The following is a 25659-nucleotide window of genomic DNA, read 5'->3' as shown; positions in this document are numbered from 1 at the left end:
CGAAATTCCGCCGAACTTCGCTTCGAAGCCTCTCTCATGGCGGCGGTGGTGGGGGTGGGGCCCCCGTCGTTCTCGATGAGGAGTTAATCGTTGTTCTTTGGCTTTCGATAGCTTCCCGCAACTCCATATTTCCATCCCTCTGGAACCACCCTCGAAAACACCATTCGATCCACCTTCCCAAGCAATCTCCTCTGCCATTCATTCCTGCCAAAGGCACCAAGGAAACCAAAGCGACGAAGCTCAAGTTCGCCGTCTCCGAGACACTCCTCAATCTCAGAATAAGACATGTAACGCCAGTAAGCACCCCATTTCGTAAATCGTCTTCGAAAGAATTGATGTCCCTTTGAACCATCAAGGTTTTCAGCGAACAGTAGCAAACCACCTGGCTTCAAGGCTTGTTTCATATTTTGAATGGCTTGAAGTTGCGCGGCTTTATTGTCATCACGCCCAATTCCACCTAAGACGCTCTTGAAAAGAATGACGTCGTACTTCTCCAATTCATTCCAGTCGGTGGCATTGAGTGCCCTGTAATCTACCTTAGTTGCAATACCATGAGATTCATGAAGTGGCTTGGCAGAAGATTCTGAAGACTCTAAATCGGTGCATGATACGTCATATCCTTCTAGTGCCGCGAATAGACTCAAACCGCCTCTACGGCCGCCAATTTCAATCGCTTGGCCTGATTTCTCTTTAGACTCCAAGGCCTTCGCCCATAGTGGAAGAGCTGAACTCCAGTTGACTACATCCCATTCGAAGATGTCGTTCACGACCTGTTTAGTGTATTTACTATCGAAGGCCATTAAGCGCATTGATTAATTGATCTTCCGCCCAAGACAATTCTTCATCTGATATAACGAGAGGTGGGGCTATTCTGAACGAGTTCGGACAACTCAAGAACCAGAACCCAATGTAGCCGTGCTCCATGCCATAATTGACAACATGTTCTACGTCAGCACGTGTTTCCATGTCTATGGCAAAGTAATAGCCGATTTGACGGACTTCTTTGACCTTGGGGTGCTTCCGTAGAGAATCAGCCAGTTTCTTTCCACGTTGACTGACAAGATTCAAGTCGACCTCCTCGGTCAATACGTCTAATCCTGCTTTTGCCGCAGCGCAGATAAGAGGATGTCCACCGAAGGTGGTGATGTGACCGAGCATAGGGTCAGTGGAGAATTGAGCCATGTGGTGCTTTGAAGCTACAATGGCTCCGATGGGCATTCCGGCTCCTAATGCTTTGCCTAGAACAAGTATGTCCGGAACCACATCGAAGTGTTCGAATGCAAAGAGCTTCCCTGTTCTGCCTAGGCCAGCCTGAATTTCATCAAGGATAAGAAGAACTCCATGATCGGTGCATCGCTTTCTCAATGCTTGGATCCATTCCTTCGATGGAATGCGAACTCCAGCGTCACCTTGAACGGTTTCGATGATAACTCCGGCCGTGTTTTTATCAATGAGATCGAGACTTGAGAAGTCGTTGAAGGTCATGAAATAGACATCTGGAAGTAACGGCCTGAATGCTTGCTTTTTGACTTCATTTCCGCTGACACTCATGGCCCCATGCGTGCTTCCGTGGTATGCTCCACGACAAGAAACCAGCTTAGATCGACCGGTAACCCTTTTGGCTAGTTTCAAAGCAGCTTCAATCGCTTCAGCTCCGCTGTTGACAAAGTAGCATGTGTCTAATGACGAGGGAATGAGTGAAGTGAGTTTATGAGCCAGTTCACGTTGAGGAGCCTGCATGAATTCCCCGTACACCATCACATGTAGGTGTTTCTCTGCTTGGTCTTTGATGGCCTTGATCACTTTCGGATGACCATGTCCTAGGGCCGAGACGCCAACGCCAGAAATGAGATCCATGTATCGTTTACCGGAAGGATCATAAAGCCAGACTCCTTCAGCCCGTTCGATTTCTAAACCAAACGGAAACGGGGTTGTTTGCGCTAAATGCTGATCAAAGAATGAATGATTTTCAGGCATTATTCAGCGAGCTCGATTTCAATCTCATCTAAGAAGAGCCATGAAGGATTACCAACACCTAGATGCCAAGGGGGAATGAGGCCATAGTTCTTTGCAACAACCTTAATCCAGCGAGCTTCAGCGCCTTTAGTACTGACAAAATCGTGCGTCTGAACTTCATAGTCATCAACTGCGATGTCATGTGACACAGTATCAAAGAGGTTGAAGGTAGCGGTGTCATTGGCAGCATAGAACTCAACAGCTGGTGGAAGCCAAATCCACGGCTTGACATCTTGCAGCGCGCCAATACTCACCTTGGATACAGACTGGACACTACCAAGGTCAATCCATACTTCAACGTCTTTACCGTAGTAGCCCTGCCATTCGCCAGTTTTGAAGTTTGGTCCACCTGTGATGCCATCCATCAAGGCTTGATCTCCGCCTGCGTGGTACTGGTTGTCGTATGCTGACTTGACAAAGACCTTATAGTCATGGTCGATTTTCTTAATCTCAGAGCGGACTGGTTTGCTGTGTCTTCTTCCACTTTCTGAATAGGTCTCAATGATACAGCTCTCAGTCACTTTCAACGGATGCTTGTAGGCCAACCAATCAGTGGTGTCTGGAGCAAGGAATCGGTAATAAATCAACGATTCGTCTGCGGCAATGTCAATAGTAATCTCCGTTTCATCCTTGAACGTGCGAGGAGCACGAATGATCGGTGTAGGGAAGAAACGGTCGTTTCGTACCTTCTGATATGGACGATCAGACTGCCCTTGTCCGAATGATTTGTTCGGAGTTGAACCCATATTGAATTCTAGCACACCGCCTTTCATGATGTCGTCATGCTTGATGTAGGCACGTGTATGATCAACTCCATTTAAGGTCACGGATTGAATGAAGATGTCGTCTGCGTCACCGTTTGCTACAATCTTAAAGGTGTTACCATTTTCTAGATTGATCGATGCCTCGTCAAATCGAGGAGTTCCGAAAACATAGATGTCACTTCCAGGAGTTACTGGGTAGAAGCCCATGGCTGAAAGGACATACCAACTCGACATTTGGCCGCAATCTTCATTCCCTGAAAGTCCATTAGGCTTGGCATGATAAAGATGACTCATTATGCTGTCGACAAGCGTTTGCGTCTTCCAAGCTTGTCCAATGTAAGGGTAGAGGTAGGCCATGTGATGGCTTGGCTCATTTCCATGAGCATATTGGCCGATGAGCCCCGTAATATCAGCTTGGTTTCGACCCATAAGCTGACTACTTGAGTAAAACAGTGAATCGAGCTTTTGTCCAAAAGCTTCGTCTCCTCCCATCAATTCGATATGTCCGTTCACATCTTGTGGGGTGAAGAAGTTGTATTGCCAGCCGTTGGCTTCTGTGTAATTGAAGTTGACTTCTCTTGGGTCAAATCCAGGGATAAAGCTTCCTCCTCGTTTTGGACGGATAAAGCCAGTCTCTGGGTCATAGAGGTTGCGGTAATTCAAAGCACGTCGACTAAAGCGCTTTACGATCGGGTCGTCATTGCCGTTCAACGAACGTGCGAAATCAGCAATACACCAGTCGTTGTAAGCATATTCCAACGTCTTAGAAACACTTTCATGCTCAATTTCAGATGAAAGAAAGGCCTGCGATTCGTATTCACGTTTACCCAATTCATCCATTGTAGCTTCGGCCACCATGGCTTCAAGAGCTAGTTCAGCATCAAAATCGGTGATTCCTTTTTTGTACGCATCCGTAATCACTGGAATGGCGTGATATCCTATCATACATCCGGTGTAGTTTCCGCCCAATTCCCACATGGGCAGTTCACCACCTTTTTGGTACATGTCAAGAAAGGTGTGAATGAAATCACTGGTACGCTCACGTTGAATGATGGTGTACAACGGATGCGTTGCCCGGAAAGTATCCCACAAGCTGAATACCGTATAATGTCTGTGTCCATCAGTGGTGTAGGCATTTCCATCTGTGCTTCTGAAGTTTCCGTTTACATCATCAAATGCGTTCGGAACTGTCAAGCTGTGATATAGGGAGGTATAGAAAATGGTCTTGTCTTCTGCATTGGAAGTTTCAATTTCTATCGCCTTTAGTTCGTTGTTCCATGCCGATTCCGCGCTAGCGAGATATTCATCGAAATTCCAGTGAGGAGCTTCGGTATTAAGATTTTCAATAGCCGCGTCAATTCCAGACACTGCGAGTGCCACCTTCACATTCAAGGTGTCAACAACGCCAAATTTCAACGGGAAAACAGGAACATACTCAGTTACCTCAACATACTCACCCAAAGTAGAATCATAGGCCTGGTAGAGTTCGTAAGTCTGATCTAAGTACTCGAAAGGCTTGTCAAACTTCATAGCGAAGTATACTAGCTGATTTTGAGCCCATTCCTTGGATTGACGAAGCCCCACGATCATACTATCGCCCATTGGTTCGAATTGATAAGAAATCAGCTCATCGCGGTGCTGCATGTCAATAAATAACACAGAGCTATCTGGTTGGTCATAGATATATCGATGGATGCCCACGCGTTCTGTAGCAGTCAACTCAGCAGTGACATTGTGATCATCCAAATGCACAGAGTAGTATCCTGCATGAGCACGCTCAGTTTCTTTTCTGAAAGAAGAGCGGTAGCGCTCACCCCAGTTGTTTCCGGTATGAACTTCATTATTGGTTGGCATGATCAGGATATCACCATAATCCGAAATTCCAGTTCCTTGCAAATGGGTGTGCGAGAACCCATAGATTATGCTGTCTGTGAAGTGATAACCACCACATCCATCCCAACCAGTAAGCCGAGAGTCTGGGCTCAGCTGCACCATACCGAACGGACGTGTTGCACCAGGGTAGGTGTGGCCATGTCCGCCAGTGCCAATGAATGGATCAACCCATTCGCACAAAGGCTTGTTTTCTAAGGATGAACTAGTTGAACAACTCCAAAGAGTTGCGCATAGCACGAGCAGGAGCAAGTAGCGCATTTGGTCTGAATTTGAGGTAAAAATAAGCTTTCATTCCAAGTGCAAGAATGAAGATAGTGGTCATTCTAGTCTACGCGAAGAACAAGCCCTTTAAGGTATTCACCTTCAGGATGAAAGGCATTCACTGGGTGATCAGCAGGTTGATGCAATTGATGCAAGATACGCACCTTTCTACCCGCTTCAATTGCTGAAGCAATCACTGTGTTGTTGAAGAGCTCTTTATCTACGGCTTGTGAACATGAGAAGGTGAAAATCAAGCCTCCTGGTTTGATGTGCTTGATGGCCTGCATATTAATTCGCTTGTATCCCTGAACCGCGCGATGTCTGGCGCGTTGATGCTTCGCAAAGGCTGGTGGGTCCAACACAATGATGTCGTAATCCTCTTCTAGCTGCTTGAGGTATTGTACCGCATCTGCTTGAATGCTTTTGTGTCGTCCGTCGTCCAAAGAATTCAGCGCTACGTTGTTCTCACCAACTTCTAGTGCACGTGCTGAACTATCTAAGCTGTGCACTAACGTTGCGCCTGCTTGAAGCGCGAACACTGAGAATCCTGCCGTGTACGAGAAGGTATTCAACACCTTTTTTCCCTTTGATAAATCGCCTAAGAGCTTCCTGTTTTCGCGTTGGTCAATAAAGAAACCTGTCTTCTGACCCTTCTCCCAATCGATGTTGAATTCTAGTCCGTATTCTTTGGCGGTCATTTTCGCTAGCGCGGAATCGGAACCATGTGCATAGTAGTTCTCGACCTGCATCGCTTCAGCATTTGGTAGCGTGTCGCGACTCTTATTGTAGACTGCTTTTAAGTTGTCGCCATAGATCTCGACTAAACTAGCCACGAGCTCGTCTTTGATCATCCACATTCCAGGAGCATGAACCTGCATGACCAAAACACCATCGTAATGGTCAATAATCAGCCCTGGGAACCCATCGCCTTCACCATGGATGAGACGGTATGCCGTAGTTTCCGCGTTAGCGACAAAACCAAGGTCATTGCGCAGGTCGTAAGCACGCTGCAAACGTTCATGCCACCAGCGCTCAATGACTTTTTCTTTTCCGAAATGAGTCATGCGCACCGCAATGGAAGCATCAGGGGTGAAGAAGCCATGTCCTAGGATTTTGCCCTTCGTATCCGTGACTTGGACGAAATCTCCATTCTCAGGTTCTCCATCAATGAAGGCAATCGCTCCGGAGAAAATCCACGGGTGGAATCGTTGGATAGATCGCGTTTTCTTTGGCTTAAGGGCAATGTTGGCTGTTACTTCCATGGGACGGCAAAGGTACTAGTTGCGTTCTTCTGTCCAATGCAATAGATCTTCTTCATCACGCGAGACCTCTCCATCGTCTATCGAACGATTGAGTTGGGTGATGATTTCCTCTCTTGGAACCTCACTGTGTTGGTCTATCAATCCGCTGAGGTCGGTAGGAGCGGAGAGGAGGCTTTCTTTGATCAGCTCACGAACGTCATAGGCCACAATCTTCTCTTTGCGGCACCAATCACAAACTCCACATAATGCAGATTCGTCGTCTCCAAAGTAGGTGGCAACGAACTGACTTCTGCATCCGTCGTGATGCAAGTAACGCATCATTGCCTCCCAACGAGAAACACTTCTTTCGATTCGTTCCTCGTAAGCTCCAGGTGGGATGATCAAGTTTTCTTTTTGCTGTCTTCCAGTTAAGAAGGTGATAGTCGGGTGCTCGGTTCTTGGACGATAAGAGAGCACCTGCATGTTGTCTAGTCTTGCGAGTGTCTCACGCACCTGTCCTGTGCTCCATCCAGTTTTGCGAGCGAGGAAGTGCTCATCAATGCGCGAATAGGTCTCAAACAAGCCACCGTAAGTTCTGAGCAACAAACGGATAAAGGCATCATGCTGTTCGTTCCGAACTTGGAAGTTGTACAGCTCTTGCGCCTGCATTTGGAACATCACTCTGGAAGGGAGCATGGCGCCTTCGGACATAGATAGGTACCCAGACATCTCAAGCGTCTCAATATCGAAGTAAACATCTCTAGGATGCCGGTTATATTGCTTGCTAAAAGCAGATAGATCAAAAGTGAACTGCTCGTTAAGTCCTGCTGCAAAGGCAATTTGGAAGAACGAATTCAGCTGATGATAGGTGTCTTTGACTTGATCTTTCGGCGAAAAGCGATCATGTAGTTGAGAAGTAAGACGTTCCACCATCTTGGTGTTCCACATAAGAATGGCCCAACTTTCGTCTCCATCTCGTCCTGCTCTTCCTGCTTCTTGAACGTAGTTCTCTAAGTTTTGAGGCGGTTGAATATGCACTACAAAACGAACGTCAGGTTTATCGATTCCCATTCCAAAGGCATTGGTTGCTACCATCACTGAGAACTTATTCTTCAACCAGTCTTTCTGGAGTTTCTCCTTCGTGGCAGCATCAATACCCGCATGATAGTAACCAGCCTGAACACCATGCGAGTTCAAGAATTCCGCGGTAGCGCGAACCTGCTTACGTGTAGGGGCATACACAATACCACTACCGCCAATTCGCTTACAAGCACGAAGCAATCGACCCAGGGGTTCTACTTCGTCAAGAACCACATAGTTGAGGTTCTTTCGAACCATCGAAGATTCGAAACGGGCAGGATCATTTAGTTCAAGTTGCGCTACAATATCATCTGCAACTTCAGGTGTGGCAGATGCCGTAACAGCAATGATTGGAACGTTCGGATGATGTTCACGAATACCACTGATTTCCCTGTATGCCGGACGAAAATCATGCCCCCATTGAGAAATACAATGTGCTTCATCTACCGCAATCAAGTTCACCGGCATCTTCTTAAAGCGCTCGATGAAAAGCTCACTCTTGAGGCGCTCTGGAGATACATATAGGAACTTCATATTCCCATAAATAGCGGAATCAAGCAAGTGATCAATCTCCTTTCTGCTTTGAGCCGCTGTAATATATGCGGCACGTACATCCATGCTTTTCAATCGATCTACTTGATCCTTCATCAAGGCAACCAAAGGAGAAATGACTACGCAGATTCCTTCTTTGGCTAACGCCGGAACTTGAAAGCACAGTGACTTACCCCCTCCAGTGGGCATCAGGGCTAAGGTATCTTGCCCGAGCATCACTGCGTTGATGATGTCAGATTGCTTGGTCCTGAAAGACGTGAATCCCCAGTACTGTTCAAGTATTTCGAGCGGGTCAGCTTGCATCTAAGTGTATCAAAGACAATATTACGTAAGTGCGTTCCAATTTGTGTCCTACCTTTGGGGTATTAAACCTGCTGATTTTGCAAATGTGAGCCAAAAGTTTGCAGATCGCTTGAAACCATTCTTATGAAAAGAAGAATCATCGCCGGTAACTGGAAAAGTAACACTACTTGGACAGAGGCTAAGCAACTTGTTGAAGAGTTGAGCCGCATGACTACCGGACAAGATATCAATACACGCGTAGTTATCGCACCTCCTACACCTTATTTAGCTGCTATCCGAAGCGGGTTGCCGCCAATGATCGCCCTTGCAGCGCAGAACTGCAGCGCAAATGATACGGGTGCATTCACTGGAGAATACACAGCTGGGATGTTAGCTAGCGTAGGAGTGAAGTACGTTATCGTAGGACATTCTGAGCGTCGTGCGATGTATAATGAAACTGATGAAGTTGTTGCGCAAAAGGTGCGTCAGGTTCTTGATGCTGGGCTTTACGCGATTCTTTGTGTCGGTGAGAGCCTTGAAGAACGTGAGTCAGGACGTCATTTCGATGTAGTAAAGACTCAAATTGAGGCAGCATTTACCGCTCAAATCGGGAAAGAAGAGGCAAACCACGTTGTGGTGGCATATGAACCAGTTTGGGCGATTGGAACGGGTAAAACAGCGTCAGATGAGCAAGCACAAGAAATGCATGCGCATATTCGCTCTTTGCTGGATGAAGCATACGGAGAGGTGGCTAGTGATATCAGCATCCTATACGGAGGAAGCGTGAAGCCGGGCAATGCTGCTGGAATCTTCCAAGGAGAAGACGTAGATGGCGGCTTGATAGGTGGAGCTTCACTGAAAGCTGAAGATTTTATGGCGATCATTGAAGCCAATAGCGAATGGACTACTGCGAGCTAAGTTTTCAATTAAAACCGGTATTACCGGCACGAGAAATCCTCATTGCGGAATTAGCAGAGCTTGGCTTTGAGAGCTTCGTTGAACGTGAAGATGGTCTTGACGCATACATTGAAGGAGAGGGGCCTAGTGACATTGAAATCAGCGAATTAAGTGCATTCGGCATTGAAGGGGCTACCGTTGTTTATCAACGTAAATCTGTAGCCCGAGAGAACTGGAACGCAAAGTGGGAGTCAGACTTCGAGATGATCTTTGTGGATGACGATGTGTGCATCCGCGCTCCTTTTCACGATCAGAGTTCCGCACGATTTGACATTGTGATTCAACCCAAAATGAGCTTTGGTACAGGGCACCATGACACCACCTGGCTCATGCTGAAGTTGATGTTGGACCAAGACCTCAAGGAGAAAGAGGTGTTGGATATGGGCAGTGGAACGGGCGTGCTGGCGATCTTGGCTGAAAAGCTTGGTGCTTCAAAAGTTGATGCCATTGACATAGACGATTGGGCCAAAGAAAACTGCGATGAAAACGCCGAATTAAATGGGTGCACTAATATTTGTGCGTATCAAGGCGATGGCACGATGTTGAATGGAAGGCAGTATGACGTGATTCTAGCGAACATCAATCGAAACGTTCTAACCAGTGATATGCCGGTGTATTCTGCTTCTATGAATGACGGGGCTACGATCCAATTTAGCGGCTTTTTCCCAACTGATTTTCCAATTATTCGCGCTAGCGCGGAAGAGAACGGTCTCACTTGGCAAGGGGAATGGGAGCGTAATGGTTGGGGAAGCATGCGTTTTATCAAATAAGGCAGGCTTGAACAATAAATTGAGTTTCGTGTACAGTCATGTAAATCTGTACATGTCATGAACCAGTTGTTCCTTGCATTCATTCTATCATGTCTTTCCGGCGGTCTCAATCCGCTTGATCAAGTCGAAAAATCGAAATGGAGCTACGTCATTATGTCATCTGAAGATGGCGACGATGTGAAGCTGCAACGTCCTGTGTATTTGAATATTCACTCAGGTGGACACTACGGGTACTCCAATTTCGAAGTCAACAAGTGTTTTGGTTCCTTCGAGCTTTTATCTCGAGATAGTATTCGATTCAGCTCTGCGGATTGTACCGAAGCTTGCTGTGATACAGACGACGAAAGAAGCTTGATGAGTCTACTTCCGCAAATGTCGCGGTACTCAATGAGTCAAACTCATTTGACCTTCACTGGGGAGGTGACTTACCCTATCATTTTTCACAATTATCTTGAAGATCCTGACACCCTATTAGGGTTCACGACCATTGAAATGGTTCGAGTGCAAGACTAAGTTCTCATGGTAGGACAATTCCTATAATCTTTTGGGTACATGAGACTAGCTGCTAGGCTGAATTGACATCGTTCTTTGGAAAACAATGGCCTTGAAGCAAGATTAGTGAAGGCTGGAATAGACTACTTTAGTTCGTATGAGAAGCCTTCTGGTCATTTGTTTTTTTGTTTTCTGCACTCAAATTCTTCTTTCTCAGTCGGAAAAGGAAGCCCTTGGGGTCTCCATCTCTATCATTGATAACACTACGAATGGCGAGAAACTTGATCAGCTAGATTACACTTTCAATCAAAACGAAGTTGCCACGCTTGATAATGGGACGCACGTAGCTGTCAAATTGGAAGTCCGAGAAGATGCTATTAGTAGCGAGAACTCTATTCATCTTGACTATGCTTTGCTCGACACGGTTGAATTGTGGAAAGCTGATGTCAATGGGCAACTGGAACTAGTTTGTCAAACCGGTCAAGCATTCGCCTTTGATACACGTCCTTATGAGAATTCTAGTTTCGTATTTCCTCTTGATGGGACATCAGAAGAGTATTATTTAAGGGTCTTTAGCACCAAGCCCGTAGTTCTTCCATTTAAGCTTTTAGAGAAGGGAGAACTTGTCAGAGAGTTAACCTTCAAAGATTTTCTCTTTGGAATATATGGAGGAGCGATGATGGTTATGTTCCTGTATAACCTGGTTCTGACCTTCATTACTCGTGATAATAGCTATGGTTTCTACATCATCTTTTTGGTGTGTATTCTAACTGCTCAGTACGCTCTATTCGGATATACTGATCGATATTTGCTAGCTGATTGGCCTGCATTGAATCAGAAATTCACTGTTTTGACCGGAGCCGTCGTTGGAATTGCCACGGTGATTTTTGTGACAAATTTCCTTCAACTCAAACTGAAGGCACCAAAATTTCTGATCCCATTATATGGCACGGTGCTGCTAGATTTCGTTGCCATTACCCAATTAATATTCGATTTAGATGTAGCCGCTTATCATACCGCTAATGTGGCTTCCTTGTATGGGTCTTGCATTGTTATTGCTGCAGCGCTTAAGTTGTCACGTAATGGCTTTAAACCGGCGAAATTCCTACTCATCGCATGGAGCATCTTGATCGTAACAGTGGCTATTTTTGCCATGACAAATCTTGGTGTGATTCCGTACAAGCCTTACTTCTTAGGGGCAATCTTGTTTGGCTCAAGCATTGAGGTCGTCTTACTCTCAATTGCGTTAGCCGATCGAATCAATGCATTACGCAAGGAGACGGAAGAGTCTCAAGAGAAGGCTTTAGAAATGGCCCGGGAAAACGAACGGATTATCCGGGAACAGAATGTAATCCTTGAAGAGAAGGTACAATCGCGAACAGAAGAGTTGCAAGGGGCGAACAATGAATTGAAAAATACGCTTGAGAATCTCAAGGAGACGCAGACACAGCTGGTACAATCAGAGAAAATGGCTTCCCTAGGTGTCTTGACAGCTGGTGTGGCACATGAAATCAACAATCCGTTGAATTTCATTCATGGTGGTTCAGCAGCGATCAACGCAGAATTAGAAAACGAAGAAGTAAACAAGGAAGAGCTTCGTGAGTACTTACGATGGATCAATGTTGGCGTCGAAAAGGCTAGTCAGATCGTCAAGAGCCTGAATATCTATAGCAGAACCAATGACGACTTTACTGAAGAGTGTGATCTTCATGAGATCATTGATGGATGTTTGTCGATTCTACAATACAAAACGAAAGACCAGATTTCCCTAGAGAAGGAATTCTCGAGTGACTTGGGAGTGGTGAAGGGAAATAGTGGCAAATTGCATCAAGTCGTACTCAATCTTATCGGCAATGCCATTGATTCTATTGAGGAAGACGGGGTCGTAAAGATCAGCACTGAAACTAAAAACGATAAAGCGGTAATTCGGATCGTCGATACCGGGGCAGGAATTGCGAAGGAGGACCTTGAAAAAATCTTGGATCCCTTTTTCACAACCAAAGCTCCTGGTGAAGGCACAGGACTAGGCTTGTCTATTGTCAATTCAATCGTTCAAGAACATGGAGGAACCATCGATTTTGAATCGGAACTTGGCAAAGGAACAACCGTTACTCTGAGCATTCCGATGTTGTAATTATGGGGGAGAAAAGGAAAGTTCTTTACGTCGATGACGAACCTATCAACAGGCACATCATCTCGAGTATTCTTGGGAAAGAATATGACGTAATCTCTGTAGAAAGCGGACCACAAGGATTAGAGTCTCTTGAATCCGATCCTGAGATCCAATTAATCATTAGTGATCTTCACATGCCTGTGATGTCTGGATTGGAGTTTATTCAAGAAGCTCAAAAGCGCCATACCGGAAAGAGATATTTCATCCTCTCGGGTCATTCCTTAAACAAGGAGATTAAAGAGGCACTCGATTCAAAGCTGATTAACGGTTTCTTCGAAAAACCCGCAAACTTTAAGCGAATTAACGCTGCCCTCAAGGGTGATTCGTAGATTGCTAGACTGAATCTTTAGTCATGTCCATACTACTCCTACACGGCGCTTTAGGCAGCCAGCGTCAACTTTTCAAGGTTAAAGAAGCACTGCAAGAACACAGTGAGGTTTATTCGTTGGACTTCAGCGGACATGGAGATAATCGCACCGAGCTTTCCTTCGCAATTGATCAGTTCACATCAGATGTTGTTCATTTTCTCGATGAGAATGGACTTGATCAGGTGAATATCTTCGGATATAGTATGGGAGGCTATGTAGCGTTGAATCTCGCGCATCACCACGAACATAGGGTAAACCGAATTGCGACCTATGGGACCAAGTTCAATTGGACACCGGAATCAGCTCAGAAAGAAGTGAAGATGTTGAATCCAGAAGTGATTGAGCAAAAGGTGCCAAAGTTCGCAGCTCATTTGGAAAGCACACATGGTGCAAAGTGGAAAGGAGTAATGCGAAGCACCGCACAAATGATGATCGATCTGGGAGAGGCTCCTAATCTTACTTCAGAAGTGTTGTCGAGCATTAATCATCGTGTATTGATCACGGTAGGTGATGAAGACACCATGGTATCGATTGAAGAATCGAAACGTGCAGCAGCGTCTTTATCCAACAGTGAGTTCAAGATACTAGAAGGTTTTCAGCACCCGATTGAAAGGGTAAATGCCGGCTTCTTGGCTACGATGACTTTGGGGTTCTTTAATGCTTAAATGATTTTCTAGTCACTTTTTATTCGGGAGTCAGCCACTCGTACTGTACTAAAATCATGAGATGTACTCTCGCTCTTTTACTTCTACTCGCAATTATTACCAATACCAGCCGAGCTCAGTCTGAATGGGTAATGGAACCTTCCGTTGGATTTGGCACTTCGGTATCTCAGTTCTATGCTGATGGAGAGTCAAGTTCTTTAAGTGTGCTCAATCCATTCAGAAGAATAGAGTCTAGAGAGGTTCATTACACTTCATCGACACTAGAGGTTGAGTTTCAGCGAAGATTCGAAGATCGAATTCACTTTATAGGCCTGAAGGGATCATTGAGGCAAAGCGGGCTAAAGAATCGCGTCTTAGTTGGTGCTGCCGTTGGTCCGTCGGTTCAAATTCCTTTACTACGAGGGTTGAGTATTGTTTATGGTGTGAGAGTAGGCCTGTGGTATGATCTTGAAAAACAGTTCTCAGAATCAGATTACCCCTCCGTATATGTGTCGTTTTCTTCTCAATTCGGTGTGATGAAGGAGTGGGATTCAGGCCTCGGTATTGGAATTCGCTCTGAGAGCATGTTTGAGTCTGGATATGAAGAAGTTATTTATGAAAGGCACGGACAGGTTTATTCAGCTGGTGAACGAAGGCCCTGGACACAGTATTTCTCTCTAATTGCAAAATTGGCGGTCTAAAAAAAGGCCGGGAACCCCCGACCTTTTCGCCCAAAACAGAATGCGTTAGAGTGCATTCTCCTTAATGATCGTCACGACTTCTGGATCTAGAAGGGTAGAGGTGTCACCTAAGTTTGAGGTGTCTCCTTCCGCAACTTTTCGTAGAATTCGACGCATGATTTTCCCACTGCGCGTTTTTGGAAGACCAGGAACTATTTGAATCTTATCTGGTTTTGCAATTTTACCGATCTCTTGAACCACACTTTCTGTGATTTCGGCTCTGAGGATATCATCGTCTACATCGGCATCTTTACAAATAACGTAGGCATAGATTCCTTGCCCCTTTATATCATGTGGATAGCCAACGACTGCCGATTCAGCCACCTTATCGTTAGAATTAATGGCATTTTCGATTTCAGCGGTACCGAAACGATGTCCTGAAACGTTAATCACGTCATCAACTCGACCGATAATTCTGTACATACCGTTTTCATCTCTTCGTGCGCCATCGCCTGTGAAGTAATAGCCTTCGTAATTTGAGAAATACACGTTCTTACATCGTTCGTGATCTCCGTATGTAGTTCGAAGCATACCAGGCCAGGGGTGTCTGATACAGAGGTAGCCCTCTCGTTCGTTCTCTTTGATTTCGTTACCATCAGAGTCTAACAATACGGGCTGAATTCCTGGAAGAGGATATCCTGCATGACTTGGCTTTTGAGGGCTATGACCACCTAGTCCTGAGATCATAATTCCACCAGTTTCTGTTTGCCACCAAGTGTCAACTATCGGACACTTCTCTTTTCCTACGTGGATATTATACCATTGCCATGCCTCTTCATTAATTGGTTCTCCCACAGATCCTAGTACCTTGAGTGAATCAAGAGAGTAACTCAAAACATGATCATCACCAGCCGCCATTAACGCTCTAATTGCCGTAGGAGCTGTATAGAATTGAGTCACACCATATTTATCACATACCTGCCAGAATCGGCCATAGTCTGGCCAAGAAGGAACCCCTTCAAACATCAAGGTGGTTGCTCCATTTAGGAGTGGTCCGTAAATAATATAGCTGTGGCCAGTAATCCAGCCGATATCAGCTGTACACCAATAAACATCAGATTCATTTAATTGGAATACGTTCTTAAATGTGTAGCCTGCGTAAACCATGTAGCCTCCCACAGTATGAACCACGCCTTTTGGCTTCCCTGTAGATCCACTTGTGTAGAGAATGAATAGCATATCTTCCGCATCCATAGGCTCTGCGGGACATTCTTTATCTACCGTTGGGAGCTCTTCATGAAGCCAGACGTCCCGGCCTTCTTTCATATTCACAGCCCATTTTGTTCTCTCTGTAACGATGACTTTTTGAACGCTAGGGCAGGACTCTAGAGCTTCGTCTACCACGCGTTTTACCGGGATCTCCTTTGCTCCACGGTATAGACCATCTGCAGTCAAGACCATCTTTGCTTCAGCGTCGTTTATTCTGTCGGCAAGTGCCTGAGCTGAAAACCCTGCGAATACCACAGAGTGAATAGCCCCAATTCGCGCACATGCTAACGCAGCGATCGCCAATTCTGGTACCATGGGCATATAGATCGCGATACGATCTCCCTTCTTGGCTCCGTGCTTCTTCAATATGTTAGCGTACTGACAAACACGTTCGTATAATTCTCTGTAGGTCAATCGAATGAATCGCTCCTTAGGATCATTTGGCTCCCATATAACGGCGAGTTTGTTTCCGCGCTCCCGTAGATGTCTGTCGAGACAATTGATGGTGATATTCGTTTGAGCCCCATCGAACCATTTGATACTTGGCTCTCTGAAGTTATAGTCTAGAACCTTCTTCCAAGGACGAGACCATTTAAAGTTCATTGCAATGTTTGCCCAGAACGTTTCAGGGTCGTCTACACTTTGTTGGTATGAACGTTTATAGTCGTCGAAAGAGGTGATTTGATATGGCGTATTCATGGTTGTTTGTTCTAAAGTTTCCATGGGAATATTTTATTCTAGAAGTTGGGTGACTTCTGTGTATAGTTCTTTGTTTTTGAAGGGTTTTTGCATGTATAGGTTTGCTCCAGAAGCGTATCCCTTCTCGATATCTTCTTTCCGGCTTTTAGCAGAAAGGAATATGATCTTGGTGTTTTTGCTCGTCTCGTTGGATTTGATTCTTTCGCACACTTCATATCCATCAATGTCTGGCATCATAATGTCAAGAATTACGAGTTCTGGTTGATGCTGATCAACAGCATCCAAGGCCTCCGTTCCGTTACGAGCAATGAATACATCAAACCCCTTTTTACGGAAGTAGTATTCTAGAGACATGACGATGTTTGGTTCATCATCCACTATCAAAATGCGTTTCATAATCTAGTTTCTCAGGGGTTTTCAATTCGTTCTTGACAGGAAGTTTAACTCGTATGCAAGTATTATAGTCATCATGTTCGCTTACCTCGATGGTTCCATTATGCACAGAGATTATATTCTTACATATGGCAAGACCTAATCCGCTTCCTGCTTTTTTTCTCCTCGTCTGGTGTTTCGATTGATAGAATTTTTCGAAGATAAGATCACGTTCGTCTGCAGCAATGCCTCCACCGTTATTACATACATCAATATGTATGTAGCCATTATGTAATTCTGTTTCTATGGCTACGGCAGCACTATCTGTTGAAGAGAATTTTATCGCGTTAGAGATCAGGTTAATCAGGACTTGAATTAAACGGCCTTCGTCTCCTTTTATCTTAGGAAGGGTATGAGACCAATAGTTTATTTCGAGATTCCTATTCCGCGCTAGCGAAAGCATACTACGAACCGCATCGTCGATTATTTTGGAAATTTCAATCGTCTCAAAGTCCGTTTGGAAGTTGCCTGACTCATAACGTTCTAAGTCTAATACGTTGGTGATCAGCTGTGTGAGTCGCTCACAGTCTGAGACGATATTCTCTAAAAAGCGCTGCTGGTCTTCTTCTGGGATCTCTTCTTCTGCGAGCATTTCAGCTTGAGAACGGATAGCAGTGAGGGGAGTGCGAAGCTCATGAGTTACCGTATACAAGAATTCATTCTTGAGCTCAGCATACTCTTGCAATTGTCGATTCGCAGATTTGAGTTGATCTCCTGCTTTAATTAAGGCGTCTTGTTGTTGCTGGAGTTTTCTGTTCAGACGGTGAACCTGCCTAGACTCGGTCAAAATATCAACGATTTCTTCGATGCTAATTTCCTCATTCTGAGTGACATGAGAGATCATGATTCGTGCTGATGCAGGGCCAATAGCTCCGGTTAAGAGGCGTTCAGCATATGAAATGACTCTAGGGTCAGCCTTGTCTTGCTTCGAGAAGTCAATGTCATTTATACGAGCATAACGGTCCAATACCTCTTCCGTTCTACGATCTCCAAGGAACTGAATCAACAAAGACTTAAGATCCGGAAAAGAGGCGCTTGTTGCCCATATCCCTGTACTATCAAACTTTGACTTCTCGATCTTCATAATATTCGAAAAGATGTTGGCCTGATTCACCTCTGTTTGAGATTGAGTTGTCAGCAATGAAACCCCTACAAATGTCAAGGCATTCGCGGTAATACTAATGAGGGCTGTTCCTGGAATTCGATCGAGACCTATCGCATCAAAGATCCACTGACCAAATAGAGTGGCTTCTCCAGTGGTGGCTAGCTCAGGATCAATGATCAAACCGGGGATAATCAGTAAGGCACTCCAAGTGATGAATCCAACCAATAGTCCACTAATGGCGCCTGTTTTAGTTCCGTTTCGCCAATAAATCGCTCCTATGAACGCCGGGGCTAATTGTGCGATACCAATGAAGGAAGTCATACCAACCGACACTAGGGCTGTTCGCTCTGACAAATAGTGTTGGTATGTGTACGCAAGTACGAATACCAGAAGAATGCTCAGTCTTTTTGAATTGAGTATTCGTTTTGAATAATCTTCAGGAGCGTCTTTTTGAATAATGGCAGGGATCACCAGATTCGTTGAAACCATACCTCCAAGAGCGATACTACTTACAATGATCATTGACGTCGCAGCGGAGAAACCTCCCAGATATATTAATGGCATGAGGAAGTCATTGCCGCTAATGGCGGCTAGAGATAACATGTAGTAGTCAGAAGGAGAATCGGCGATGATACTATTCCCCAGCAATGCAATGGGAATCACTAGAATGTTAATCAAGAGCAGGTATAAAGGGAACATCCACATGGCTGTCTTTAGATGTTCTTCCTTCTTTACTTCTACAACCCCTACTTGAAACTGTCTTGGGAGCAGAATCATTGCAAAACCCGAAATGACGGTTAGAATGATCCAATTCCCCATGCCAGTTCCTTGCTCAAAAGTGAAATTCTTTATGACTTCAGATTGAGAGCAAAGGGTCGTTAAATCAGGCTTCATTGAAACCAGGATAACGATGCCAGCGATGAGAAACGCCACTAGCTTAATGACAGATTCTAACGCCACAACCGTGACCATTCCTTTGCGTTTTTGATGTTGTCCAACGAAACGCGCTCCGTAGAGAATAGTGAACAGACATAAAAAGACGGCGGTAATAAGCCCTGCATCGAAACCTTCTACCAAAGATTGAGAACCACTACTTAAGACAATGGTGTCTGAAATTGCTTTGATTTGAAGAGCGATATAGGGTGTAATTGCTAATAGGCAAATTGAAGCTACGATGCTTCCAATACGCTGATCTTTGCCGTATCGCGCAGCGAGGAAATCTGCTAAAGACGCGATGTGTTGGTAGTTGACTATGCGAATCACTTTTCTGGTTACAATCCACCACAGCGGCATCATTAGAATTGGGCCAATGTAAATTGTCAAGAAGTCAATGCCGTGGTCTGCTGCTCGACCGATGGATCCATAAAAAGTCCACGCAGTGCAATATACGCCTAGGGAAAGAGCATAAATAACTCCGGGGCGATGAAGCAGTTTAGGAAGCTTTTTATTCTCTGCTCGTTGAGCAACAAAGAATAATCCTCCTAAATACAAGAGTGCAATTAATATGAGAAGGAGGGTGCTCAATGGTCTTGTTCCTTTGTTTTAGAACTCCATAACCACATAGTAACGACGAGTAGAATCCACAAAGTCAAAATGAATGCGAGGAGAGCAACAGCGCTACTGAATAGTGACAACACTGGATACCCTAATCCAACAACTAGAATCAACAGGATAAAGAAGAGAAATGACTTTCCGAGTTTCATCGTCTTAAAATAGTGAAGAAGGGGGAACCAAATGGCTTCCCCCTTCTTGAGATATATCAATGTTCCTGTGCAGCACCGGCTCCTTTTGGGATACGGATATCTTCCACCATATCCTGAACTTGTTGAGGAGGGGCAGGGGTGAATCTGCTGACCGTCAGTGCGATGGCGAAGTTCACAAACATACCAATGGTACCGAATCCTTCAGGTGAAATACCAAACCACCAGTGGTCGGCTCCTGAAGTTTCAGGATCACCAATCCAATGCAGCTTGAATCGAGCGATGTAATAACAGGTGATGAGCAAACCACCGACCATTCCAGCGATAGCACCTTCTTTGTTCATTCGCTTGTTGAAGATTCCCAAAATAATAGCAGGGAAGAAACTTGCGGCAGCTAAGCCAAAGGCCAGTGCTACTACCGAGGCGACGAATCCTGGTGGGTTAATTCCAAAATATCCGGCAACCACAACCGCAGCTACCGCAGCTACGCGGGCCCATAACAACTCGCCTTTGTCACTGATGTTTGGCGCAATTTGTTTCTTGATCAAATCGTGAGAAACTGAAGTCGAAATGACCAATAGTAGACCAGCTGCAGTCGAAAGCGCAGCTGCTAATCCTCCGGCAGCAACTAGTGCAATAACCCAATTGGGGAGCCCTGCGATTTCAGGGTTTGCAAGCACCATGATGTCACGATCAATCGTCAACTCATTTCCTTTTAAACCAGCTGGATCAGCGACGTTTGCAACGTATTCCGGGTTCTTGTCGTTGTAGTACTGAACCACTCCATCTTCGTTGTGGTCTTCCCAAGAAAGAAGTCCGGTTTCTTGCCAATTTCCTACCCAAGCAGGGAGTTCTTCAGCTGGTTTGTTGTTTACCGTTGAAAGGAGATTCGTTTTAGCGAACACAGCTATAGCAGGAGCTGTAGTGTAGAGGATGGCAATGAATAATAAAGCCCACCCAGCAGACTTTCTCGCATCTCGAACTTTAGGAACCGTGAAGAATCGAACAATCACGTGAGGTAGTCCTGCTGTACCTACCATTAATGCTGCGGTGATAAACAGTACATCCGTCATGCTCTTTGAGCTAGCAGTGTATTCTTTGAAACCTAGGTCTGTGTGAAGCTGATTTATTTTGTCCAATAGGTACATTCCGTCTTCACCTTTTCCGCCCATTCCAATCTGAGGAAGTGGGTTTCCAGTCAACTGCATCGAAATAAAGAATGCAGGCACCATGAAGGCAAAAATCAATATGCAGTATTGAGCTACTTGGGTGTATGTAATACCTTTCATTCCACCTAGCGTAGCGTAGATGAATACAATGGCCATACCGATGTATACTCCAGTATCAACATCTACTTCCAAGAATCGAGCGAATACGACTCCAACTCCTCGCATTTGTCCTGCTACGTAAGTGAAGGATACGAAAAGAGCTGCAAGAATGGCTACTGTTCTTGCGACGTTTGAATAGTATCTGTCACCGATAAAATCAGGTACTGTAAATTTCCCAAATTTTCTGAGGTATGGTGCCAGTAAGAGTGCAAGGAGAACGTAACCTCCAGTCCATCCCATGAGAAAAACAGATCCGTCATATCCCATAAATGAGATAAGCCCGGCCATTCCAAGGAAAGATGCGGCTGACATCCAATCAGCTGCAGTAGCTAATCCGTTAGCAAGAGGGGGAACACCTCCTCCTGCAACGTAGAATTCTTTTGTAGAGCCAGCTCTAGACCAAATCGCTATTCCAATGTAAATCGCGAAGGTGATGCCGACGATGATAAAGGTCCAAACTTGAATATCCATGTTCGTTCGATTAAGGGTTATTCGTCGACACCGAACTGGTGGTCGATTTTGTTCATTCGTTTTACGTAGTAGAAGATGAGCACAACGAAGACATAGATGCTTCCTTGTTGTGCGAACCAAAACCCAAGACCGAAACCTCCGATTTTGATATTGTCAAGTGCGTCACGGAATAGGATGCCGCAACCATATGACACGATGAACCAGATGACTAGCAGAATCCCCATCAACCGGAGATTAGTCTTCCAATATTGTTTATGCTTTTCATTCATGATCGTAGGTTTAGAGGAAAATGTGGGCTTGAACGGTGATTCCGTCAGTTGGAGCCGTTCCTACTTGACGATACCCGTATTGGATTGTGTATTTCGCGTTGTGTCCATTGATAAAGAAGTTGGCGCCGAGGTTTACATCCTGAATCAAGTTGTCCCCAAATGCGTCCGCATCTCTTGTGGATGCTGTTACATAGGGCTGAACTCTCATTTTTTCCGAAAACTTCGGTAGCAAGTAGCCAATCTGGGTGTAGATGGTGTTACTTGTGTTGATATCTACGCTGGTTCCGCCTAGAGCGTAATTCGGCCCAAAATCATAGTTGAAATATCCTGCGTAAGCAGAGATGGCTGATCCATTATCTCCTAGAGGGGCATCGTAGAATACGTCTGCTGAGAACAGTAGGACATCATGTGAGATGATTTCAGTTGACTCTGAATTCAACGAGACAGATCCCTTAGGGTGATAGAAGAATCCACCACCTACGCTCAGAACTTTCTTCGCTCCTAAATAGGTGCCAACGAAATAGGGGAGTTTGGTAGATTCTGAATCGAACACTTCGTAGTTCACATATCCCGAGAAGGCGTGCCCTGCGTCTTTATGTCCTTCGTAGAAAGCTCCTTGATAGCTTGCAGCGTCTGGAGTAAGTTCATCACCTAAGTCGATGCTGTTTGTCATGGGCTGATTCCACGCAAAACGATAGTTCAATTTATTCTTTACTGTTCCTTTAACGTAAAGGCCGATGTGGCGTGCGAACTGATCTGATGTTCCAATGGTAGCCCAAGCGAACCTCGGGTTGTCAAGGGGCATCATATTGAGTGTGCTCTGATTGTTAAGTCGACTAATTCCATTCCAATAATGGAGTCCGCCGCCCATGTAAACATTGTTTGCTAGTTTGTATTCAACCCAAGCGTCATGCATGAAAAGCTGTGCTTGCGACGATTGCCCAGTGGGGTGCAATCCCGCGCTTGTCAGATTGTTCAGTCCGAAATGAGTCAAGACTAGAAAACGATCACTGAGTTGGGCAAACATCAGCATGCGTGATCGTCGCAATTGTGCTGAAACGTCGAAGTTTTCGTCGAATTCATCACTGGCTAGAAGTTGGAATTGATGCCAGGTAATAAGTCGGAAGTATTTGCTGCCAGAATCGTTCAGCTTGACTTTGAGCCCTCCATTGTATGGTTCGGGCACGGTAGGAGAGTCCTGAGCATGTAGCCCTATCATAAGGAAACATAAAGCTCCCGTTAGAAGTAAAGTTTTGATTTGGGTCATAGTGTAAGGTGTTAATTGCCCTTTGGCAATGACCCAAATGTGAGATATCAAGAAGCTATCTCACCAAAATGATATAGCAAATTGTTAATAGCATAGTTATTCACGAAATCTCTCCCACCGAATTACCATGAATTTGTCACCGAGTTCAGTGATAAGCATTCCCTTCCCTTGAACTTCACTTTTGTCGGAAAAATATGAAGCCAACTCTTCGTGGCTAACTATGCGGTAATTAGGGTGGTATTGTCCGGTTTCGACTCTTTTGATACCGTATTGTTTGACCCAGTTCATGACTGAGACATGACTAACCCCAATGATCCTTTCAATTTCACGATATGAGAGTCCTTCCAGATAGAGTTGTAGGGCTTTGGTTACGTAGTATTGGTCGATCCTTTTACCGACTTTATTTATTGTGAAATGATATCCGCAATTACGGCATTTGTAACGCTGCCTCCCATTAATAATTCCGGCTTTCGTGGAAGAATCATGACTGCATTTTGGACATATCGTTCGTTGCATATATGAATTTAGCAAAACGATAATAATTTAGCAAGAAAAAGGGGGGCTAGGCCCCCTTCAAATCGATCTAAAGGTAAGTTAGTTACAAGTCTCTCCGTATCCAGAGAGGAAGATTAGTAGATCAGCAATAGCCACAACTCCGTCGTTGTTAAAGTCGCCTACAATACAGTTTTCTTGACAACCAAAGTTGGCCAACATGATCAGCAAGTCTGCTGCGTCAACAACACCATCGTTATCAAGATCCGCGAGAAAGCAAGCAGAAGGATCGACTGTGTAGATAGAAAGCGTTGCGCTGACTTCGTTAGCCATAATGACCATGCCATGTCCGTTTGGTGAGTCAGCAGGAGAGATGTAGATGATTCCTTCCGGACCAAGATCTCCACCTTCGTCTTCACCTTCGCCAAGTGTTCTGCTGTTATCGTAGCCTACGAAAATGGCATTGGCAGGGTCAGTAATGTCATATGTCATCACACCACCCACTCTCTCTAGCGTGACGAACGCGTAGGTGCGTTGTCCAATTGTCGCTACAGTTACACCTTCCGGTTCAGGACCTTTGTTGTCTGAACGGTTCTTGAAATTGTTGTTCGAGTTACTTGCATTGAACAACTCCCCAAATACAGGGTCAGCTGCAGTAATACGTTCGAAATCAGACCCGCTGTCGTAAACCAAGTCTCCAGTTAGGCCATTCCAGATAGAGAATGAACGTCCACCGAATACATGAATCTGATCGATGTCTCCGTCTCCATCTGTATCTCCAGTGTATGGTGATACCGCGATTCGTCCGAGCAAATGATCTAGTTTGAATTCATCAGCATATGGGTAGGCTTCGGCATCTAGAATGTAGCTGTCGGTATCTACGTCAACATCTTCGTTTATGGGGCCAAATTCTCGTTGATCTCCTTCATTCGCTGTCACAACGTAAGGAACGCCGTTCACTTCGTATGAAGCAATGGCATCCGGTTGGTACATACTGTAGATGTCCCAGTTCGCGAAGAAGATTTCGTCGTTGCGATCTGATACGTCCAGAGCATTCTCAGGAAGGTTGTGATTCTTCACTCCTAGAGGAATGATTGAAGTGATCTCGTTATTCACGAGATCAATCGTTGCAATCGCATTGTTCTCCTGCAACGAAACCCATGCTGACAAACCATCTTCTGCTACAGTGATATACTCCGGTTCGAGATCACGTGAAACTGTAGCGTTGAGACCGAAGATTCGAACGCCTGCCTCTCGCAAGCTTTCGATTTGATTATCAAAGACGTTAAATGTCATGGTAATGACGTCATCTTGCGTCACGTTCTCAACTCCTCCAGAAATGTCGATACGAGAGATGCTACCTTCTGGATCAAGGGTGTAATCATCATTTGGCTCACCTTCATTGGCCACTAGAACTGAGTTTCCATCTGGAGTGAAAACAAGCATGTCAGGGAGTGCGCCTACATCAACACTTGAAATAATGTTTCCATCGAGGTCAAGGAATACAACAGATCCTTCTACCGTCATATCTCCTTCAACGGTAGCTGCAACCACTCCGTTTCTTACATCAATAGACGTTGCACCATCACCAAACTGACTCATATCAATAGCGCTGATTTCGCTAATGTTAGAAGGGTCAGAGAAATCAAGGATGTTCACCGTAGTCGACTCAGAGTTCAAGACATAGAGGCGTTTTACGTTCGGTTCGTAAGCGACAATCTCAGCAGAACCGCCGTCTTCTACGAGGTAGCTGTTTAGGTACTCCAATGTGATGCTTTCCTGTTGTTCAACTTCCATCACTTCGTCGTCTTGAATAAAGATGAAGAATGGATCTGCGCTAAGATCGACGTTGGCATTGTCAGCAGCAATTAGATCGAATGCGACGAACACTTCATTTTCCGCGCTAGCGTTATCATAAATGATGAAATCAATAGAAGTGGAAGTTTGTCCTGCTGGAATCGTTCCGTTAAATGAAGCCACATCCCAATTAGTACCTGCCAGGGCAGTTGAAGTAGGATTCACAGCAAAAGTGAAGTCAACGTCTTCGGCGATAGCTTCAGTAATCTCAACTTCAAAAGAAGCAACGCCGGCATTTTCATTCACATTTCTGAAATCTTCACTGAACGAGATGGTCGGAAGAACTTCTCCTCCGAAATTTTGAGAGGTAGCCTTTGTCGTTGAAAGGCAGATCATTGCCAAGGCAATAACTGAGAGAGTAAGGGACTTCATGGTATAGTATTTTGGTGCAGCAAACATATCGTCAGACTGCATGGTCAACGTTGCTCTGAGGTTATGAAAATGTAATGCTGAGTAACCTTCTGGTTGTCATGCGCATCCTATAAAGGATGGGGCTTTCAGGAGGTTTGTCGTGAATGCTGGTTAGGTGAATGTTATGAACTTCTCCGCAATGCACGTAACATTCGTAGGTGCTTCATCCGTTATGATCATATGCTG

Annotated in this window: 21 protein-coding genes; 7 read left to right on the top strand and 14 right to left on the bottom strand. The window is 45.0% G+C overall.

Going from position 1 to position 25659, the window contains the following annotated elements; translation table 11 throughout:
* Nucleotides 1-83: 83 nt before the first annotated feature.
* The 5 genes from RA156_RS07040 to RA156_RS07020 all read right to left on the bottom strand — a co-directional run bounded on the left by RA156_RS07040 (nt 84) and on the right by RA156_RS07020 (nt 8110).
* Nucleotides 84-800 (bottom strand): class I SAM-dependent methyltransferase, encoded by a 717-nt coding sequence (locus RA156_RS07040; RefSeq protein WP_306643860.1) that lies wholly within the window; start codon nt 798-800, stop codon nt 84-86.
* Nucleotides 787-1977: an aspartate aminotransferase family protein gene (locus tag RA156_RS07035; protein ID WP_306643859.1), complete on the bottom strand. Its 1191-nt coding sequence runs from the start codon at nt 1975-1977 to the stop codon at nt 787-789. Before RA156_RS07035 ends, RA156_RS07040 begins: the two co-directional genes overlap by 14 nt.
* Nucleotides 1977-4931: a GH92 family glycosyl hydrolase gene (locus RA156_RS07030; protein ID WP_306643858.1), complete on the bottom strand. Its 2955-nt coding sequence runs from the start codon at nt 4929-4931 to the stop codon at nt 1977-1979. Before RA156_RS07030 ends, RA156_RS07035 begins: the two co-directional genes overlap by 1 nt.
* Nucleotides 4932-4996: 65 nt before the next feature.
* Nucleotides 4997-6196 (bottom strand): class I SAM-dependent rRNA methyltransferase, encoded by a 1200-nt coding sequence (locus RA156_RS07025; protein ID WP_306643857.1) that lies wholly within the window; start codon nt 6194-6196, stop codon nt 4997-4999.
* Between the two features lie 15 nt (nt 6197-6211).
* Nucleotides 6212-8110: a RecQ family ATP-dependent DNA helicase gene (locus tag RA156_RS07020; protein WP_306643856.1), complete on the bottom strand. Its 1899-nt coding sequence runs from the start codon at nt 8108-8110 to the stop codon at nt 6212-6214.
* 123 nt (nt 8111-8233) lie between these two features.
* Between RA156_RS07020 and tpiA the strand changes: the two genes are divergently transcribed.
* The 7 genes from tpiA (at nt 8234) to RA156_RS06985 (ending at nt 14194) form a co-directional block, all read left to right on the top strand.
* Nucleotides 8234-9007, top strand: a complete 774-nt coding sequence (tpiA, locus tag RA156_RS07015) for a triose-phosphate isomerase (protein WP_306643855.1) — start codon at nt 8234-8236, stop codon at nt 9005-9007.
* The gene (gene prmA, locus RA156_RS07010) at nt 8989-9816 is read left to right on the top strand and encodes a 50S ribosomal protein L11 methyltransferase (RefSeq protein ID WP_306643854.1); all 828 of its coding nucleotides are present in this window, start codon (nt 8989-8991) and stop codon (nt 9814-9816) included. The genes tpiA and prmA overlap by 19 nt, the downstream gene beginning before the upstream one ends.
* A 57-nt stretch (nt 9817-9873) precedes the next feature.
* Nucleotides 9874-10329, top strand: coding sequence for an META domain-containing protein (locus RA156_RS07005; protein WP_306643853.1), 456 nt, complete (start codon nt 9874-9876; stop codon nt 10327-10329).
* Between the two features lie 136 nt (nt 10330-10465).
* Nucleotides 10466-12442: a sensor histidine kinase gene (locus tag RA156_RS07000; RefSeq protein WP_306643852.1), complete on the top strand. Its 1977-nt coding sequence runs from the start codon at nt 10466-10468 to the stop codon at nt 12440-12442.
* Nucleotides 12443-12444: 2 nt separating this feature from the next.
* A complete protein-coding gene (locus RA156_RS06995) occupies nt 12445-12810 on the top strand; it encodes a response regulator (RefSeq protein WP_306643851.1) in 366 nt (121 codons plus the stop codon).
* A gap of 23 nt (nt 12811-12833) precedes the next feature.
* Nucleotides 12834-13514: an alpha/beta fold hydrolase gene (locus RA156_RS06990; protein WP_306643850.1), complete on the top strand. Its 681-nt coding sequence runs from the start codon at nt 12834-12836 to the stop codon at nt 13512-13514.
* Nucleotides 13515-13570: 56 nt separating this feature from the next.
* Entirely contained in the window at nt 13571-14194 is a 624-nt protein-coding gene (locus tag RA156_RS06985) for a hypothetical protein (RefSeq protein ID WP_306643849.1), read from the top strand.
* A 45-nt stretch (nt 14195-14239) separates the two neighbouring features.
* Here RA156_RS06985 and acs read toward each other — a convergent pair whose 3' ends face one another.
* From acs to RA156_RS06945, 9 genes are all read right to left on the bottom strand, one after another.
* The gene (gene acs / locus RA156_RS06980) at nt 14240-16165 is read right to left on the bottom strand and encodes an acetate--CoA ligase (protein ID WP_306643848.1); all 1926 of its coding nucleotides are present in this window, start codon (nt 16163-16165) and stop codon (nt 14240-14242) included.
* Nucleotides 16166-16174: 9 nt separating this feature from the next.
* Nucleotides 16175-16537, bottom strand: a complete 363-nt coding sequence (locus tag RA156_RS06975; protein WP_306643847.1) for a response regulator transcription factor — start codon at nt 16535-16537, stop codon at nt 16175-16177.
* A complete protein-coding gene (locus RA156_RS06970) occupies nt 16512-19202 on the bottom strand; it encodes an ATP-binding protein (RefSeq protein ID WP_306643846.1) in 2691 nt (896 codons plus the stop codon). Before RA156_RS06970 ends, RA156_RS06975 begins: the two co-directional genes overlap by 26 nt.
* The gene (locus RA156_RS06965; protein WP_306643845.1) at nt 19199-19381 is read right to left on the bottom strand and encodes a hypothetical protein; all 183 of its coding nucleotides are present in this window, start codon (nt 19379-19381) and stop codon (nt 19199-19201) included. Before RA156_RS06965 ends, RA156_RS06970 begins: the two co-directional genes overlap by 4 nt.
* A 56-nt stretch (nt 19382-19437) precedes the next feature.
* Nucleotides 19438-21177 carry a sodium:solute symporter family protein gene (locus RA156_RS06960; RefSeq protein ID WP_306643844.1) on the bottom strand — a complete coding sequence of 580 codons (1740 nt, stop codon included), beginning with the start codon at nt 21175-21177 and terminating at the stop codon, nt 19438-19440.
* 17 nt (nt 21178-21194) lie between these two features.
* Nucleotides 21195-21446 (bottom strand): DUF4212 domain-containing protein, encoded by a 252-nt coding sequence (locus RA156_RS06955; protein WP_434064827.1) that lies wholly within the window; start codon nt 21444-21446, stop codon nt 21195-21197.
* Between the two features lie 10 nt (nt 21447-21456).
* Nucleotides 21457-22665, bottom strand: a complete 1209-nt coding sequence (locus RA156_RS06950; protein ID WP_306643842.1) for a hypothetical protein — start codon at nt 22663-22665, stop codon at nt 21457-21459.
* A gap of 144 nt (nt 22666-22809) precedes the next feature.
* The gene (locus RA156_RS16645) at nt 22810-23229 is read right to left on the bottom strand and encodes an IS1/IS1595 family N-terminal zinc-binding domain-containing protein (protein ID WP_350339796.1); all 420 of its coding nucleotides are present in this window, start codon (nt 23227-23229) and stop codon (nt 22810-22812) included.
* Nucleotides 23230-23307: 78 nt separating this feature from the next.
* On the bottom strand, nt 23308-25434 hold the full coding sequence (locus RA156_RS06945) for a choice-of-anchor I family protein (protein ID WP_306643841.1): 2127 nt from the start codon (nt 25432-25434) through the stop codon (nt 23308-23310).
* Nucleotides 25435-25659 lie beyond the last annotated feature (225 nt).

Origin of the sequence: Sanyastnella coralliicola (genome assembly GCF_030845195.1) — a bacterium.
GTDB lineage: Bacteria > Bacteroidota > Bacteroidia > Flavobacteriales_D > Sanyastnellaceae > Sanyastnella > Sanyastnella coralliicola.
Note: the sequence above shows the minus strand (reverse complement) of the source record. Positions and strands in the feature narration are given on the sequence as shown.

Excerpts from the sequence above, each read along its gene's own strand:
- RA156_RS06985 (WP_306643849.1), top strand. The coding sequence starts at position 13,571 with ATGAGATGTACTCTCGCTCTTTTACTTCTACTCGCAATTATTACCAAT.
- RA156_RS07025 (WP_306643857.1), bottom strand. The coding sequence starts at position 6,196 with ATGGAAGTAACAGCCAACATTGCCCTTAAGCCAAAGAAAACGCGATCT.
- RA156_RS06950 (WP_306643842.1), bottom strand. The coding sequence starts at position 22,665 with ATGATAGGGCTACATGCTCAGGACTCTCCTACCGTGCCCGAACCATAC.
- RA156_RS06955 (WP_434064827.1), bottom strand. The coding sequence starts at position 21,446 with ATGAATGAAAAGCATAAACAATATTGGAAGACTAATCTCCGGTTGATG.
- RA156_RS06960 (WP_306643844.1), bottom strand. The coding sequence starts at position 21,177 with ATGGATATTCAAGTTTGGACCTTTATCATCGTCGGCATCACCTTCGCG.
- RA156_RS06965 (WP_306643845.1), bottom strand. The coding sequence starts at position 19,381 with ATGAAACTCGGAAAGTCATTTCTCTTCTTTATCCTGTTGATTCTAGTT.
- RA156_RS06975 (WP_306643847.1), bottom strand. The coding sequence starts at position 16,537 with ATGAAACGCATTTTGATAGTGGATGATGAACCAAACATCGTCATGTCT.
- RA156_RS16645 (WP_350339796.1), bottom strand. The coding sequence starts at position 23,229 with ATGCAACGAACGATATGTCCAAAATGCAGTCATGATTCTTCCACGAAA.
- RA156_RS07040 (WP_306643860.1), bottom strand. The coding sequence starts at position 800 with ATGGCCTTCGATAGTAAATACACTAAACAGGTCGTGAACGACATCTTC.
- RA156_RS07020 (WP_306643856.1), bottom strand. The coding sequence starts at position 8,110 with ATGCAAGCTGACCCGCTCGAAATACTTGAACAGTACTGGGGATTCACG.
- RA156_RS07000 (WP_306643852.1), top strand. The coding sequence starts at position 10,466 with ATGAGAAGCCTTCTGGTCATTTGTTTTTTTGTTTTCTGCACTCAAATT.
- RA156_RS06990 (WP_306643850.1), top strand. The coding sequence starts at position 12,834 with ATGTCCATACTACTCCTACACGGCGCTTTAGGCAGCCAGCGTCAACTT.
- RA156_RS07030 (WP_306643858.1), bottom strand. The coding sequence starts at position 4,931 with ATGCGCTACTTGCTCCTGCTCGTGCTATGCGCAACTCTTTGGAGTTGT.
- RA156_RS07005 (WP_306643853.1), top strand. The coding sequence starts at position 9,874 with ATGAACCAGTTGTTCCTTGCATTCATTCTATCATGTCTTTCCGGCGGT.
- tpiA (WP_306643855.1), top strand. The coding sequence starts at position 8,234 with ATGAAAAGAAGAATCATCGCCGGTAACTGGAAAAGTAACACTACTTGG.
- acs (WP_306643848.1), bottom strand. The coding sequence starts at position 16,165 with ATGGAAACTTTAGAACAAACAACCATGAATACGCCATATCAAATCACC.
- prmA (WP_306643854.1), top strand. The coding sequence starts at position 8,989 with ATGGACTACTGCGAGCTAAGTTTTCAATTAAAACCGGTATTACCGGCA.
- RA156_RS06945 (WP_306643841.1), bottom strand. The coding sequence starts at position 25,434 with ATGAAGTCCCTTACTCTCTCAGTTATTGCCTTGGCAATGATCTGCCTT.
- RA156_RS07035 (WP_306643859.1), bottom strand. The coding sequence starts at position 1,977 with ATGCCTGAAAATCATTCATTCTTTGATCAGCATTTAGCGCAAACAACC.
- RA156_RS06995 (WP_306643851.1), top strand. The coding sequence starts at position 12,445 with ATGGGGGAGAAAAGGAAAGTTCTTTACGTCGATGACGAACCTATCAAC.